9 protein-coding genes are annotated in these 15,855 nt (G+C 51.8%); 7 read left to right on the plus strand and 2 right to left on the minus strand.

Translation table 11 applies throughout. The annotated features are described in order from the left end of the window. Positions 1-95: 95 nt before the first annotated feature. Positions 96-1,580: a CHASE3 domain-containing sensor histidine kinase gene (locus KK083_RS08895; protein WP_254162627.1), complete on the plus strand. Its 1,485-nt coding sequence runs from the start codon at positions 96-98 to the stop codon at positions 1,578-1,580. A 24-nt stretch (positions 1,581-1,604) separates the two neighbouring features. On the opposite strand, the gene KK083_RS08900 is transcribed toward KK083_RS08895, so the two are convergent. Continuing rightward, positions 1,605-5,801, minus strand: coding sequence for a hybrid sensor histidine kinase/response regulator (locus tag KK083_RS08900; RefSeq protein WP_254162628.1), 4,197 nt, complete (start codon positions 5,799-5,801; stop codon positions 1,605-1,607). A 433-nt stretch (positions 5,802-6,234) separates the two neighbouring features. On the opposite strand from KK083_RS08900, the gene KK083_RS08905 reads away from it, so the two are divergent. Further along, complete coding sequence (locus KK083_RS08905) at positions 6,235-6,660, plus strand: SRPBCC family protein (protein WP_254162629.1); 426 nt, start codon at positions 6,235-6,237, stop codon at positions 6,658-6,660. Positions 6,661-6,700: 40 nt separating this feature from the next. Then, positions 6,701-6,985: an RNA polymerase alpha subunit C-terminal domain-containing protein gene (locus KK083_RS08910; RefSeq protein ID WP_254162630.1), complete on the plus strand. Its 285-nt coding sequence runs from the start codon at positions 6,701-6,703 to the stop codon at positions 6,983-6,985. Here the strand turns inward: KK083_RS08910 and KK083_RS08915 are convergent, their stop codons facing one another. Continuing rightward, on the minus strand, positions 6,986-9,367 hold the full coding sequence (locus KK083_RS08915; RefSeq protein WP_254162631.1) for an ABC transporter permease: 2,382 nt from the start codon (positions 9,365-9,367) through the stop codon (positions 6,986-6,988). Positions 9,368-9,612: 245 nt separating this feature from the next. On the opposite strand from KK083_RS08915, the gene KK083_RS08920 reads away from it, so the two are divergent. The 4 genes from KK083_RS08920 to KK083_RS08935 all read left to right on the plus strand — a co-directional run bounded on the left by KK083_RS08920 (position 9,613) and on the right by KK083_RS08935 (position 15,849). Then, positions 9,613-10,008 (plus strand): iron chaperone, encoded by a 396-nt coding sequence (locus KK083_RS08920; protein WP_254162632.1) that lies wholly within the window; start codon positions 9,613-9,615, stop codon positions 10,006-10,008. Between the two features lie 150 nt (positions 10,009-10,158). After that, a complete protein-coding gene (locus KK083_RS08925; protein WP_254162633.1) occupies positions 10,159-13,206 on the plus strand; it encodes a SusC/RagA family TonB-linked outer membrane protein in 3,048 nt (1,015 codons plus the stop codon). Positions 13,207-13,218: 12 nt separating this feature from the next. Further along, positions 13,219-14,553, plus strand: coding sequence for a RagB/SusD family nutrient uptake outer membrane protein (locus KK083_RS08930; RefSeq protein ID WP_254162635.1), 1,335 nt, complete (start codon positions 13,219-13,221; stop codon positions 14,551-14,553). A 102-nt stretch (positions 14,554-14,655) separates the two neighbouring features. Continuing rightward, positions 14,656-15,849: an anhydro-N-acetylmuramic acid kinase gene (locus KK083_RS08935; protein ID WP_254162637.1), complete on the plus strand. Its 1,194-nt coding sequence runs from the start codon at positions 14,656-14,658 to the stop codon at positions 15,847-15,849. Positions 15,850-15,855 lie beyond the last annotated feature (6 nt).

Genomic DNA, 15,855 nt, shown 5'->3' on the forward strand with positions numbered 1-15,855 from the left:
TGGTACATCCGGGATTTTTTCGCCGCGCGCATGAAGCTTGTTAAAAGTAATTATATTAGGCTCTTAACGATTTTGGATAACCAGTACAACCCTTGATGAAATCCTCCAGCCGGATCTTTTATTCGCGCATCATCTTTATTACGGGAATCGTATTGCTTACATCCTTATCGGGACTGTTCATTTATGAAACTTACCAGGAGAATTCGTCATCGGATGCAGTGACCGACACCAATGTGATCCGGCAATCGCTCGAGGAGATCTTCTCCACCCTCAAGGGAAGGGAGTCGGCCATCAGGGGATATGTGATCACCGGCGACTCGTCTTATCTGAGGCCCGAAGCTTTTTCAGCGCTCCCGGAAGCACAGTTCGATACCATCGACTCGCTCATAGCAGGAAATCCTGAACAGGAGCGCAACATGGAAACATTAAAGACACATTTCGACTCCTGCATCCGCATCCAATACGTTGTGATGTCGGATGCGGGCACACCCGACAGCTTCAGATCGAAACGTTTTCAAACAAACCTGAAGGCGGCCTCCACGCAGATGGACAGCATCAGAACTACCATCGTAAAGATGCAGGCCATCGAATTGAGCCTCGCCAAACACCGGGCGCTGGAAGTGCAGAAGCATACCGTGATCGCCACCATGGTAGGCGTTGGCGTGGGTTTGTTCTCGATGATCGTGTTCGTGGTGGCTTTTTACTTCATCGACCAGGAGCTGAAAAGATCGCAGAACTACATCGACGAGACCGTAAGCCTCAACACGAAGATCGCCGAGATCAACACCGAGCTGGAGAAGGCCAACCGCAGCCTGCAGAACCTGAACGCGGAGCTGGAAGACAAGAACTTTCAGCTTGAAAAGTACGCCACAGAGCTGAGCGCTTTTACACGCATCACCAGCCACGACATGCAGGAGCCGTTGCGCAAAGTGGAGTTCTTCATATCCATCGTGGAAGACCGCGAGCAGCGTAACCTTTCGGACGAAGGAAAAAAATATCTCGAAAAGATCAAGCTCTCCGTGAGCAGGATGCGACAGCTCTTCCTCAGCATGCTGGAATTCTCACTCACCAATGCCGTTGATAACAACGTTGAAGGTGTTGACCTGAACGACGTGCTTCAGCAGGCCATTCACTCATTGAAGGTAAATATCAAAGAAACGAATGCCGTTATTAAAAATGACCCGCTGCCCAGGGTCAACGGCATCCGGTACCAGCTGATCCAACTTTTTGAGAACATCCTCAACAACGCCATCCGGTTCAGGAAGAGCGATGTTGCGCCCGAGATCCGCATCACCCATACGTTGATCCACACCAGCAACTACGCTTTGCGCGGATTGAAAAACGACAGTGAGTATCACCAGATCGACTTCATCGACAATGGCATCGGCTTCGACCCCAAGTATGCGGAGCGGATCTTCGAGATCTTTCAGCGCCTCATCGCCAAAAACGATTCTTATGGCATCGGCATCGGTCTGGCTATCTGCAGAAAGATCGCCGAGAACCACGGAGGCATGCTTACCGCGCGGTCGCAGCCCCATGTAGGGTCAGTATTCTCGTTTTACATTCCCGTAAATTCCTGACACCCGCACAAGCCTTCGCGACTCCTATTGCAGACTCAGCGCCCATTTTTCAACTGCGCTTACAAAATCTTCGAGCTTGATCGGTTTGCTCACGTAATCATCCATACCTGCCTGCATACACTGTTCGCGGTCGCCCTGCATGGAGTTGGCTGTCATGGCGATGATCTTCGGCTGATGCCCTCCGGATGAGCGGATCTTTTGCGTAGCTTCAAGTCCATCCATTTCCGGCATCTGCACATCCATCAGCACCAGGTCATACGGTGTTTGCCTGATTGCCGCCAGCGCTTCGAGACCGTTCACCACGGTGTCTGCTTTATAACCCAGCTTGCCGAGCACACGTTGGGCCAGCAATGTGTTCACCGGGTTGTCTTCCGCCAGCAGGATGCGCATCGGATATTTTTGTGCGAAGGCGCTGTCCAGCTTTTTGTTGTTATGCTGCTCCGTCGCCAACGCTTTGTCCTGACCGCGAAGCGCTGTTAAAATGTTTCCACAAAGCAGGTTGTGTTTGATAGGTTTCATCAGCACGGAGGCAAAGAGTTCTGCGTGTTGTTTGTTCCGTTCGTCGCCGATGGAGCTTAGCAGGATAACGGGCAACCTGGGGTACGTTTGTTTGATGAACCGCGCAAGGCCGATACCATCCATGCCCGGCATCTGCATGTCCGTTAACACAAGATCGAAGTTCGCATCCTGCGCCAGTGTGCCCAGCGCCTGTTCGCCGGAGGGTGCCAGCACGGGTTTCATCTTCCACGACTGCAGCTGACTGCTGATGATGAGCAGATTGGTGGCATTGTCATCCACTACCAGCACACGTTTTCCTTCGAGGGCTGTGGTGTTATAGTAGACATACGTCGGAACCGGATTTCGGCTCGGCAGCAGGCTGATGGTGAAGCTGAAGGTAGTGCCTTCGCCCACGATGCTCTCGACCCAGATATCGCCGCCCATCAATCTTACCAGCTTCTCGGATATGGCGAGGCCAAGCCCTGTGCCGCCGTATTTGCGTGTGGTTGAAGAATCTACCTGCGAGAAAGCTTTGAATAACCTGTCTACCTTATCCGGAGGTATGCCGATGCCGGTGTCACGCACGTCGAAGCACAGGTTCAGCAATCCGTTCTCCTTCGAACGCAGGTGAACACCCACGAAGATCTCGCCCTGCTGTGTAAACTTGGTGGCATTGCCCACAAGATTCATCAGCACCTGGCGCAGGCGAAGCACATCGCCACAAACCTGGGTAGGCACATCGTTGTCGAGTTGATAAATAAGATCGAGCCCCGCCGTGGCGGCTTTGCTGGCAAAAACATCCAGCACTTCTTCGATACAGCTTCTCAGGTCGAAATCTTTTTCCTCGAACTCCATTTTACCGGACTCGATCTTAGAAAAGTCGAGGATATCGTTAATAACACCCAGCAGGTTTTCGCCACAGCTCACAATGGTGTCTGTGTAACTTCGCTGCTCCACGGTAAGGGTTGTTTCCTGCAGCAGCTGCGCCATGCCTATAACACCATTCATGGGTGTCCGGATCTCGTGGCTCATGGTGGCAAGAAAGATGCTCTTCGCCTGGTTGGCGTGTTCGGCTTCAAGCTTGGCTTTCTCGGCATCGTCATTCATGGTTTGCAGAAATTCCGCCTGCGCCTGTAGCTGCTCATTGAGGGTTTGCATGTTCTCGGCCTGCGCTTCCAATGCATTTTTCTGCTCCGTTACTTCAGCGGTCTGCAGCTGCACCAGCGCTTCCAGTTTTTCTTTCTGCTTTTTGATGACGTTGATCCGTATGGAAATGAGCGCCGTGATGCAGGCGGCCAACGTTGTCAGTGAAAGCAATCTGAACCACCACGTTTCCCAATACGGCGGTGTGATGGTGATGTTGAGCGTAGCCCCGGCCAGGTTCCAGCGCCCATCGTTGTTCGATCCCCTGACACGAAACACATATTCTCCCGGATCGAGGTTTGTGTACGTGGCGGCACGTTTGTGATTCACGTAGTTCCAGTCCTTGTCAAAGCCATCAAGCTTATACGCGTAAAGATTTTTTCCGGGATGAATGAAGTTCAATGCCGCGAACTCGATCGTAAACACCGACTGCTGATACGAGAGCGTTATTTGTTTTGTCTCCGTAATATGTTTTCGGAGAACGGAATCAGCGCCGTTGATCTGCTCGGGCATGTTGAAGACCTGGAGCCCGGTAAGATACACCGGCGGAATAAACGTATTGTCTTTGATGCTGTCGGGATAAAATGTATTGAGGCCCTGATGCCCGCCAAAGAACATCTCACCACTTTTTGACCGATAGCAAGCATGCGGTTTAAACTCCCAGCCCTGCAGGCCATCGGTAACATCGTAATTTCTGAAGATGCCGGTGGCGGGCGTGAATTTAGAGATACCCTTGTTGGAGCTGATCCATAAATTGCCGTGGTCATCTTCCAGGATGCCCCTTACCATGTTATTGGGAAGGCCGCTTTTCTCATTGTAACACCTGAAGGTTCCGTCTTTGCTGTTGAACAGGTTCAGGCCCAACGCGGTGCCCATCCACAGGTTGCCGGCATGGTCGAGCAGGAACGTTTCCACGATGTTGTGGCTCAGGCTTTTTGCATCATTGTTGTCATGTTTATAGTGAACGATGCGACCGTTTTTCTGATCCATCCTGTCGAGCCCCGCGGTAGTGCCGATCCATAGATTGCCCTCGCCATCCTCACCCAGGGCAGTAAGGAAATCACCGCTGATGGTATTGTCATCCTGGTCGTTGTGCCGGTACCAGGTGAACTTTCGTGTGTCGCTATTATAACGGCCAACGCCTCCACCCCACGTGCCGAGCCACAAGCTGCCCGCGTGGTCTTTAAAAACCCTGGTCACCGTGGTTACGGAGATGCTGTTGGGGTCGCTGCGATCGGGCATGTGATGTACGAACTTACCGGTCTTCACATCCAGCAGGTCGAAACCGCCGCGGTGATAACCCAACGCGATCACACCTGGCTCCGCTTCGGTGATGGAAACTACATAGTCGCTGCCCGGGCTGTTGCTGTTGCCGGGATTATGACGGTAATGTGAAAATGTTTGATCTTTCCTATTGAAACGGTTCACACCTCCGCCATCGGTGCCAATCCACAGGTTGCCCTCACTGTCTTCTGTCATGCACAGCACAATGCTGTTGCTGAGACCTTTGCTGCTGACCACCGTTCGCTTGTAGTGTGTGAACTTATCGCGAAGGCTGGAATGGAAATTGACACCGCCCGACCAGGTGCCCACCCACATATCGCCGAGGTCGTCTTTGTAAATACTATAGACGGAGTTGTTGCTCAGGCTGTTGTTGTCGAGAAAATTATTCTTGTGTGTTGTAAACGTCATCGACTTTTCATCCAGCACGCTGATGCCGCCGTTTTCGGTACCGATCCACAGGCGTCCTTCATTGTCTTCGGCAAACGAAAGGATATCGTCATAGCCGATGCTGGCCGGGTTGGCAGGATCATGCCTGAATGTGGTGAAGATACTTTTCCTGGGATCGAACATGGAAGCGCCGCCTCCATGCGAGCCGGCCCAGATGTTGCCTTTTGAGTCTTTAAAGACAGCTTTGATCCAGTCGGCGCCAATAGTTCCGGGGTTGGTTGTGCTGCTCCGGTAATGCGTGAATTTTTCATTTTCGGGATCGAACCTGTTCAGGCCCCCGGTGGTGCCGATCCACAAATTGCCTGCATCATCTTCGGCAAGGCTGTAAATGAAATTACTGCTCAGGCCTGATGCATCGCTTTCCTCGTGATAATGTTTGAAGGTTGCTCCGGCCTGATCGAACAGGTATAGCCCCTCCGTGGTGCCCAGCCACATCCGTTTTTTATGGTCTATCAGGATATCCCTTGTATAGATCTTTTTTCCGGGATCATAATGAATAAAAAGGTCCTGTTCGCGGTTGTACCGATCCAGGCCGCTGGCGGTAGCCACCCACAGGTTACGGTGGTCATCTTCCACCATATCATAAACATAGTTGTTGCTGATGCTCGATGGCGCTGCCGGATTATTTTTATAAGCGGTAAAAGTATAACCATCGTACTTGTTAAGGCCCTCATCGGTAGCGAACCACATAAAACCTTTATGGTCTTTGAAGATCGCGTTCACGTGGCTCTGTGAAAGGCCATCTGTTGTGGTGAGGTGGCTGAATTTCAGATCGTACTTCTGGGCGTACACAAGCGATGGCATGGAAAAGAGTACGCCGATCAGGAAGAAAAGACAACCGGGTTTCATGGGTTCGGAATTAAGGTTGAAGTATTGCCGTTGTGATCTCAGATTCACTTCCGGGTAAATGCAAGCCTTCGCAAGCACACAGCCATCATGAAGTATCTTTCCCGCTATTCAGATCCTTAAAAACTACGGGAATACAAGGCTTACAGTCTGGTAAAATTAAGCGACCCGGCAAAACAAGGAATCGGTGAACGCCGGATTCGAAGACATCAGGGAAACCCCTACTAACCGCACACTTTTTATCCGTACAAAACGGTAGATCCGGGGGGCGACACCTGTTTTCCGTAAGTGAATTTAATGAATAATGGTCGTTTTACCGATTTAGACGCATTTAACCCGGTATATTGTCGTTTTCACACCTTACCAAAAGTGGCCGGCTTGCGTATGTTTGTAATATCAAATCGAACAAAAAAACAAACCAAAAAAAATAAACATTATGGAAACGCTCGAAAAAAACGCAATCACTGTTGAAGCAACCATCAAGGCTCCCGTTGACAAAGTATGGAAGTACTGGAATGAACCCCGGCATATTACCAGGTGGTGTGCAGCGTCAGACGACTGGCATGCACCCAATGCAGAAAACGACCTGCGCGAAGGTGGTGCATTCAAAACCACGATGGCTGCAAAAGACGGAAGCTTCAGCTTCGACTTCGGTGGCATCTACACCAAAGTTCAGGAGCATAAAACCATTGCTTACACCCTGGGCGATGACCGCAAAGTGCACATCACGTTCTCATCCAATGGCAACGAAACAAAAGTAACGGAGACCTTCGATCCTGAAGGCCAGAACCCGATAGAAATGCAACGGGCAGGATGGCAGGCGATCCTCGACAACTTCAGAAAGTACACTGAAGCGAATTAAGTTAGAAGTTTCAAGTTCGAAGTTCAAAGTTTAAAGTCAGGTGAAGAACCTCAGGACCTGTAAGAACGGGCATCAGTACTACAAAAGCAGCGATTGCCCAACATGTCCGGTCTGTGAGCAGGAGAGAAAGCCATCATCGGGTTTTCTTTCCTTGCTCCCGGCGCCTGCCCGTCGTGCGCTCGAGACAGCGGGAATCGTTACGCTTCACGATCTGTCCAAACGAAGTGAAGCCGAGATCATGGCCCTGCATGGTATGGGGCGGACCAGCCTGCCAAAACTGCGCCAGGCACTGGCAACGGAGAAGCTATCCTTCCGACAGGAATAATCACTCATCCTTCAACGTTTCCACGGGATTCAGCCTCGCAGCTTTCCACGACTGGAATCCGATGAAACAAAAGGCGATAACCCACGCCAGCACACCCGATAGCACGATCACGACCAAGTCAACCTCCACTTTATAAGCAAACTGGTCGAGCCAGCGCGTCATGACATAATAAACGCAGGGTCCTGAGAGCAGAAATGCAATGATGATGGGTACTGAAAATCCGCGGGTGAGCATCAGCAGGATCTGTGACACAGAAGCGCCCAGCACTTTGCGGATGCCGATCTCTTTAGAACGTTTGTTCACCACAAATGACGACAGGCCCATCAAGCCCAGGCATGCTATCACGATGGCCAGCGCTGAAAATACCTCGAAGAGCGTCAGGAATTTTTCTTCCTGGGTATAGGTGCGGGCAAACTCATCGTCGGCGAAATGATATTCAAAGGGCCGGTCTTGCGTAAGTTGCTCCCACTTTTGTTTCAGGGCCGCGAGGGTTGATGGCAATTTCTCCGGCGGCACTTTGAGGATCAGGTTATCGGAACAGGCGCGGCTTGAGGCGGCTACCGGGAAATAGGCAATGGGCTCCACTTTCTGGTGCAGTGAATAGTGGTGAATATCCTTCACCACACCGATGATAGTTCCTCTCGTTTCGCCGATCATCACTTCCTGGCCCAGGGCTTCTTTCAATCCCATCATTTCACGGGCAGCTTCGTTGATGATGAAGGCCGCCGAATCATCTGTGCTGAAATTCCGCGACAGGTTGCGACCTTCGACGAACGTGGCTTTCAGCAGATCGAAGTAATCGTAGTCGATGGAGATGATGTCGATGACCCGCGTTTGTTGTTCCGTGCTTCCCTGCCAGTTGATGCTCCAGGTGTTGTTCATGGCGGCGGGAAAGGTCTCTCCTGCGATGGACGCACCCATCACGCCGGGTGTTGCCGCCATCAGCTCGCGTATGTCGGTCATTTTCTTTTGCAGCTCGCGGTCATCTACGGGTATGGTGATGAGCTGATCGGTAGACATGCCCAGGTCAGCATGCTTCAGGTAATGCACCTGCCTGCCGATGATCAGCGTGCCGGCGATGAGGGCGATGGAAATGGTGAACTGGAAAACCACCAGCACCTGCCTTGCACTGAAGCCTCCCTGTGAGCTTTCGGATCTTGCCTTGAGCGCCTCCAGCGGTTTGAAGCCGGAAAGGAAGATGGCCGGATAAAAGCCCGCAAAAAGACTGATGAGGATCATCGCCGAAAGGAAAACCAGCGGAAGCGCGATGGCCGAGAATAATATGGAACTATCACCCACATAAGCGATGGCCAGGGGCTGCAGCGCGGAAACGGCAGTGAAAGACACCATCAGCACAACGGCCGCGGTGAGCGCAGACTCCACCATAAACTGCGCAAAGATCTGCGGGCGAAAAGCCCCGAGTGTCTTGCGCACACCGATCTCCTTTTTGCGGAGCTCGGCCCTTGCCGTTGAGATATTCACAAAGTTGACACAAGCCAGCAGGAAGATCAGCATCCCAATCACGGTAAACACATAAACGTTAGTGATGCCGTCAGTGTGATTTTTGCCTACATGGCCCGAGTAGAGGTGCAATCGTGGCATGGGCTGGAACTCAAGTCCGGTGCCTTCAAAACCTCCCGTATATTTTTTATAGAACGCCGCGGCCTGTTCTCCCCTGGCAGCCGTTGTTTCAGGATCGTTCGACAGCGCGTAGGTGGTCACCCATTGCAGGTTCCAGAACTTTTCAAACTGCGGATACACCTGCATGGCGGCGTGCATGGGCGCCAGGAATTTGAACTGAATGGTTGAGCTTGTGGGAAGATCTTTCACCACGCCGGTCACCGTAAACGAAAATTTCCGGTCGCCATCGTAGATCTTCACTTCCACGGTTTTGCCGATCGGGTCTTCCTGTTTGAAATATTTCGTGGCCATCGATTCGGTGAGCACAAGGCTATAGGGATCCTTCAACGCCGTGGCGGCATCACCCTTCACCAGCGGAAAGCTGAACACACTGAAGAAAGAAGAATCGGCCCAGTAGAATTGATCTTCGTAGAAATAAGAGTCTTGGTTTGCGCGTATGGAGACATTATCCTGGCCCAGGCGCACAATGCTGTTGACCTCGGGATATTCATTTTTAACAGAAGTGCCGAGTGGATACGGCGTAGAGAAGCCCGCACGCCCCGACTCAAGCGAGATCATGTTCACGCGAAATATGTTGTTCTTATTGACGTGAAACTCATCGGCCTGCAGCTCAGACCACACATACAGAAAAATAAAAATGCAGCAGATGATGCCGGTAGCGAGCCCGGTGATATTGATGATGGATGAAAAGGGGTGACGAAGCAAATTCCGCCAGGCACTTTTAAAATGAGTAAGCAGCATAGATCATGGAATAGGTAGCACCATGCTGGCGAAATTGGTGCCAGAAGCAAAACAATGCGTAAGGGCCGTTTTTTGATCTCTTTCTTGTGCGATTATGGATAACCCTGTTCGGATGCGAAACGTTTTGGATTCCCATGCGACCACAGTGCTGCCAGGCTTTTTTGTCGCATTTAACCATTTAAATTGTCGGTCCTGCACCTTACGCCGAAACAACCAGGCTGCTAGTTTTGTCAAAAAAAACTTTTATGGCATCAGAAAAAATAAAATTCGAAACCGCTGACCAATATATCAGCTCCTTTCCGAAAGATGTGCAGGCGATCCTGCAAAAGGTAAGGAAGACCATTCAAAAGGCAGTGCCCGAAGCGGAAGAGGTGATCAGTTATAACATTCCGGCTTTCAAATTCAACGGATGGGTATTTTACTACTCCGCCTACACCAACCATTTTTCGCTTTCATGTCCTCCGCCCTTCACCATCTTCGACAAGTTCAAGAAAGAGCTTGCCGGGTATGAGCAGTCCAAGAGCGCCATCCGTTTTCCGTTAGACCAACCAGTGCCCACAACGCTGATCGCCGACATGGCAAAATTCCGCGCTCAGCAGAACACGGCGAGCGAGGCCAAAAAGAAAGTTAAGAAAAAGTAGTGGATATATAACCGGCAATACATCGGTAGTATTTCAAATGTGAATTTTTGACGGTTGCAAAGGCAGGCCAACGAAAATTAGCACAGCGTCTTGTCACTTATATTAAGTTTTCATTATAGCTTTCAAGCGTTTAACCCAAACTTAATATATATGACGAAAAATCTACGATGGCTTAACAGGCCCAGATTCTTCATTGCTTTGTTGATGGTGTTTACTACGCTGGTGCACGGCCGGGTGAACGCGCAGTCTGAGTCGCAGCACCTTGTGAAAGGAGTGATCAAGGACGAAAAAGGGGAAAGTCTCCCCGGTGTTTCCATTGTGCTCATGGGCACCACACGCGGCACCATCACCGACCTGAATGGAGCGTACAGCCTGAGCATACCCGAGGCCAGCGGACAAACCGTAACCCTTCAGGCAACGTTTGTCGGTTACCAGCGCGCAACACAGCAGGTGAAAGCCGATGCGGGCGGCACAACCACGCTCGACATCACCATGAAATTAGACTTTCTGTCGCTGGATGAAGTGGTGGTTACGGGCACCTCTGTGGCCACCAGCAAACGGCAGCTTGGCAATGCCATCTCAACGGTACAGGTGTCAAACTACCAGGGCAGCGTTGCCACTTCCATCGACCAGCTGCTAACAGGAAAAGTTGCCGGCGCACAGATCACCCAGAATTCAGGGAACCCCGCGGGAGGCATCAGCGTCAGGCTCCGGGGCCCCAGCACCATCGTTGGCTCTTCCGATCCACTCTATATTGTTGACGGCGTGATCGTGAACAACGCATCGCCCGAGCTCATCGACCTGGGCGGTTATGCTCAAAACCGTATGGTTGACATCAACCCCAACGATATCGAACGCATCGAGATCATCAAGGGTGCCGCCGCCGCTGCCATTTACGGATCGCGTGCCAACAACGGGGTGGTACAGATCTTCACTAAAAAAGGAAAAGAAGGGAAACCCCAGGTGGAATTCTCCACGCAATTCCGCATGAGCGAGATCCGGAAAACACTCCCCTACAACAAGGTGCCTTTCACCTTTACCAACACCACCGTCACAGATCTCAGCACCGTACCCGTGCAGCGGTACGATCTGCAGGACAGGATCTTTCAGAAAGCTTACGGAACGGAGAACTATCTTTCTGTTGCAGGTGGCACCAGTTCCACCCAGTACTTTATGTCGGTGTCTAACTTTTTCAACCAGGGTATTGTCAGAAGCACCGATTTTTCGCGTAACGGCGTAAGGCTGAGGGTACAGCAGAACTTCGGCACACGGGCTACACTCTCCATCGGATCGAACTATACGTTCAGCAGCAGTCATGAGCTGCCCAACGGTGGTATCAACGAAGCCTATGGTGCGCTGACAGGATTTATTTTCAGCAACAATTTTATCAACCCTGAAAAGGATCCTGCTACAGGAAAGTATCCATCGACAGCGCCCACTTCGGTGGTGCTGAGAACCAATCCGCTGGAAGCAATAGACCGGTTTGACTTCCGTCAGCGTACAGGGCGGTTTATCGGAGATGCGCAGCTTCAGCTCAACCTGCTGGAAGGACTTTCGCTGAACTATAATTTTGGCGTGGATACCTATACACAGATGGCGCACGGATATATTCCACCCAACAACACAACGCCCAGCTACAACCTCGGCTATTCCAGGAGGTCTGATCAGAATGTGTTACAGCTGAACAACGACCTTAACCTCAGTTACCAGACCAGGCTTTCAGACTGGCTCGAGTCGACAACGGGCCTGGGTGGAACGATCCAGTACGACCGTACCTTCACAACTGCCATCACGGCGCAGCAGCTGGGAACATTCGGTGAGACGGTGAATAACGGGTCGAGCATTGTGGCCTCGGAACTGCGCAGCGAACGTTCTATTCTGGGTGCTTTTGTTCAACAGACCTTCGGTATTGCTGATAAGATCTTTGTTACCGGTGCCGCGCGGGTAGATGCTTCTTCCGTTTATGGTGAAGACAACCGCTGGCAATTCTTCCCGAAAGTTAGCGGTTCCTATATCCTGTCTGAAGAAAATTTCTGGAAGGACAACGTCACCTTCGCCTCTACTTTCAAGATCAGGGGTGCCTGGGGACAATCCGGAAACCTGACAGCCATCGGCGCGTACGACAGGTTCACCACTTATACACCTGCCTCCCTCAGCACACTTGTTGGATACACCGCTCCGCTCACGCTGGGCAATTTCGATGTGAAGCCCGAACGCCAGACCGAGCTGGAGGCTGGCTTTGATTTGGGTTTGCTGAACGACCGCATCGGTGTGGAATTCTCTTACTTCAAAAAAAATGTTGAAGACCTCATCCTGAACCGTACGCTGGCACCTTCCACTGGCTTCAACAACCGGTTCATCAACGTAGGCACCATGACCAACAAAGGATTCGAAGTGCAGGTGAAGGCGGCCATCGTGCAGAACACCAGCGTAAAATGGTCGAGCACCTTCAGCTACACACACAATAAAAACACCGTTGATGGTGTAGAGGGCAGCGGCGTTTTGCCATTCTCCGGCGGATTCGGACAGGTGGCTGCAGTGAACGGCTATCCATTGGGAGCATTTTATAGTACATTCTTTGCACGCAATCCTGATGGCAGCCTGTTGCTCACGCCCACCGGGCTTCCACAACGCGAACGCGGTGTTCAGGGCGCCAACGGAACTTATACAACGCAACGCGATGCTTTGGGTCAGCCTTCAGGTGCCATCCTCTCCAGGGTGATCGGCAATCCTAATCCGGAGCACATCGTGTCATGGATCAACGACGTGGAATGGAATAAATTCTCTTTCCGTATGCAGTGGGATGGCATGCTGGGATTCGATGTTTTCAACTTTACGAAACGTGTGGGCGACCGCGATCTCTACGGAGGGCTTCAGGGGTATGAGCCCGAGCTGCGCGGCGAAGTGCCCAAGGGAACGAGCGCTGCCCTGTTCAGCGTTTTCGAAAACTGGATCGAAGACGGAAGCTTTGTGAAGCTGCGCGAGCTTTCTGTATCGTATAATGTGAAGCCCGGCGTGCTGGGTATCCAGAACATGAGGATCTTTGTTGCCGGACGCAACCTGCTTTCTATCGACGACTATAGCGGATATGATCCTGAGACCAACGCCGCGGGTCAGACCAATGCGGTACGCGGTTTCGATTTCGTGGAGGTGCCTATTCCCCGTAGCTATGCGTTGGGTGTAAATGTTAAATTCTAAACAGCTGAAATCATGAATCGTAAAAATATATCATTCAAAAACATATTCATCGCGTTGTCGGTGCTGGTGCTCGCATCATGCTCACTCGATATCGACAATCCTAACGGCCCGACCGATGAACAGGTACTCAATTCAAGGGATGGATTGATCACTCACAGTGTAGGGATGCGGAATACCTACTCCACTTTGGCATTGGAGTCTATCATTCTTAATCCTGGCGCCACCGCCCACGAGTTGCGGGGCATCACAACGTTCACCAACGTGATCGAGATAGACCAGGGCGGAACAGCGCTGCCCAACTTCAACGGCAACATCACCGGTGTATGGCAACGCCCTTTGCGTGTCATGGCGATGGCAGAAGACATCATTGCCAAAGCCCCGACTGTGCTTGCCACCGACCCGGCCATGCTCAGTGGTGTGATGTCGCACGCTAAACTTTTCAAAGCCATGACCCTCGGTGCCCTCGCGCAGAGCTTCACACACGGTGTGCTGAATACCGACAAGTCAGGAAGTGCCACCTTCGCGCCACGTGAAACGCTGCTGGCCACCGCCATCACCTTGCTGAAAGAGGCAGATGCCGCCCTCACCGCCACACCTCCTTCTGCCGAATTCACTTCACGCGTCACTGGTGCGGAGTTCAACCTGCCCAACACCATACGGGCCTACCTGGCAAGGTACTCGCTCATGGCTGGTAACTATGCTGATGCCATTGCTGCAGCACAGTCCGTCAATCTTACGGTTGCCTCGAGCTTTATCTTCACCAACCTGGCACCTAACCCGCTTTACCAGCAGATACAAGTATCGAAAAACTTTGCTGCGCGCGATCAGTTCGGATTACCGCCTGCGCTGGTGGAAGCAGGAGACGGAAGGCTTGCTTTTTATTTCACAACGAACACTGCCACCCACCAGGGTGATCCCATCGACAACCTCACGGGTTTCGCCACCGCCATTGACAAACCTATCCCGGTGTATTTGCCCGACGAAATGCGACTCATCATCGCGGAAGCGCTCATCAGAAGCAATGGCTCCATCCCCGATGCTATTGTACAGATCAACGCCGTGCGCACGCAAACCACCGGAGATCCCTTTGGCGTACATGCCGGCCTGGGAGCCTACATGGGTGCGATAACGACCGACGCCCTGCTTACCGAGATTTACAAGCAGCGCAGCGCCGAGTTATACCTCTCGGGCCTTCGCCTTGAAGACAGCCGCAGGTTTGGCAGGCCTGAACCGCCCACTGATGTAAACCCGGTGCCAATGACTTCGGAGCGTTCAAGGAATTTTTATCCTTTCCCCCTGCAGGAGCGCCAGAACAACATTAACACCCCCGCCGACCCCACGATATAAGCTGGGGACCGGAACACACAGAGCTTCGCTGGGGAATTATTTCCTGGCGAAGCTCTTTGCTTTTAGTTTTAAACTTTAATTTCAGGGCCGGAACTGAACCGCATGAATCATAATATCAAAAGACTGGAGCGCATCGCCGCAAAGAAAAACAGGATCATCATCGGCCTGATGTCAGGCACTTCTATGGATGGGCTCGATATTGCGCTTTGTAAATTCTCCGGCGAAGGCCTGAAGACAAAATTCTCCATGCTTGAATTCGCTACCGTTCCGTATTCGCCCGAGGTAAAAACGAGAATAAGCGAGGTCTTTGCCAAACGCCAGGTCGATTTTGAAAAGCTCTGCATTCTTAATCCCTGGATCGGCATGCTGCATGCGAACATGATCCTCCAATGTCTGAAGCGGTGGAAGGTTCCGACCACCAAGGTAGATGTGATCGCATCGCACGGCCAGACGGTATTTCACGCACCCGCCTTTCAGCATCCGGAAGAAAATATCAACGCCACTTTCCAGATCGGGGATGGCGACCACATCGCTGTAAAGACAGGCATTATCACCCTCAGCGATTTCCGGCAGAAGCACATTGCCAAAGGTGGAGAAGGCGCTCCCCTTGCCGTGTATGGCGACTACCTGCTGCTCTCCGACAAAAAACAAAGTCGCATCCTGCTCAACATCGGTGGCATTGCCAATTTCACCTACCTCCCCAAAGGCCAGGATCCCTCGAAAGTATTTGTGACAGATACAGGGCCGGGCAACACACTGCTCGACCAGGCCATCCGGCATTATTGCCCGGGTGAATATTATGACAAGGACTCCACGCGGGCAAGCCAGGGAAAAGTTCACCCCGCATTGCTGGAGGCCATGAAGTCGGCACCGTTCTTCAAGATGCCTTTTCCAAAAACAACAGGCCCTGAGTTGTTCAACCTCGACTTTGTGTGGAAGGCACAGCAACAGGTAGGTGTAAGTGATCTCTCTGTTCCTGATCTGCTGGCAACGCTCACACGTTTCAGCGCCGAGACCATTGCAGAAGCCATCCGCAAGGCGGTGAAAAAAGAAAATTTCGAGATCTACCTCAGCGGAGGTGGCGCGCACAATCCGTTGCTCAGGCAATGGGTGAAGGAATTGCTGAAGCTTGACTCATTGCGGACTACCGCAGAGCTGGGCGTGCCAGGCGATGCCAAAGAAGCGATCCTTTTTGCCGTGCTCGCCAATGAATCGCTCTGCGGCGGCAAAACCGATTTCGGCAAGAGGGCCAGGATCCCTTCGGTGAGCATGGGCAAGTTCTCGTTTCCCGGCTAGGCAATA

The sequence above is a fragment of the Chryseosolibacter histidinae genome (genome assembly GCF_018598225.1).
Taxonomy (GTDB): Bacteria; Bacteroidota; Bacteroidia; order Cytophagales; family Cyclobacteriaceae; genus Chryseosolibacter; species Chryseosolibacter histidini.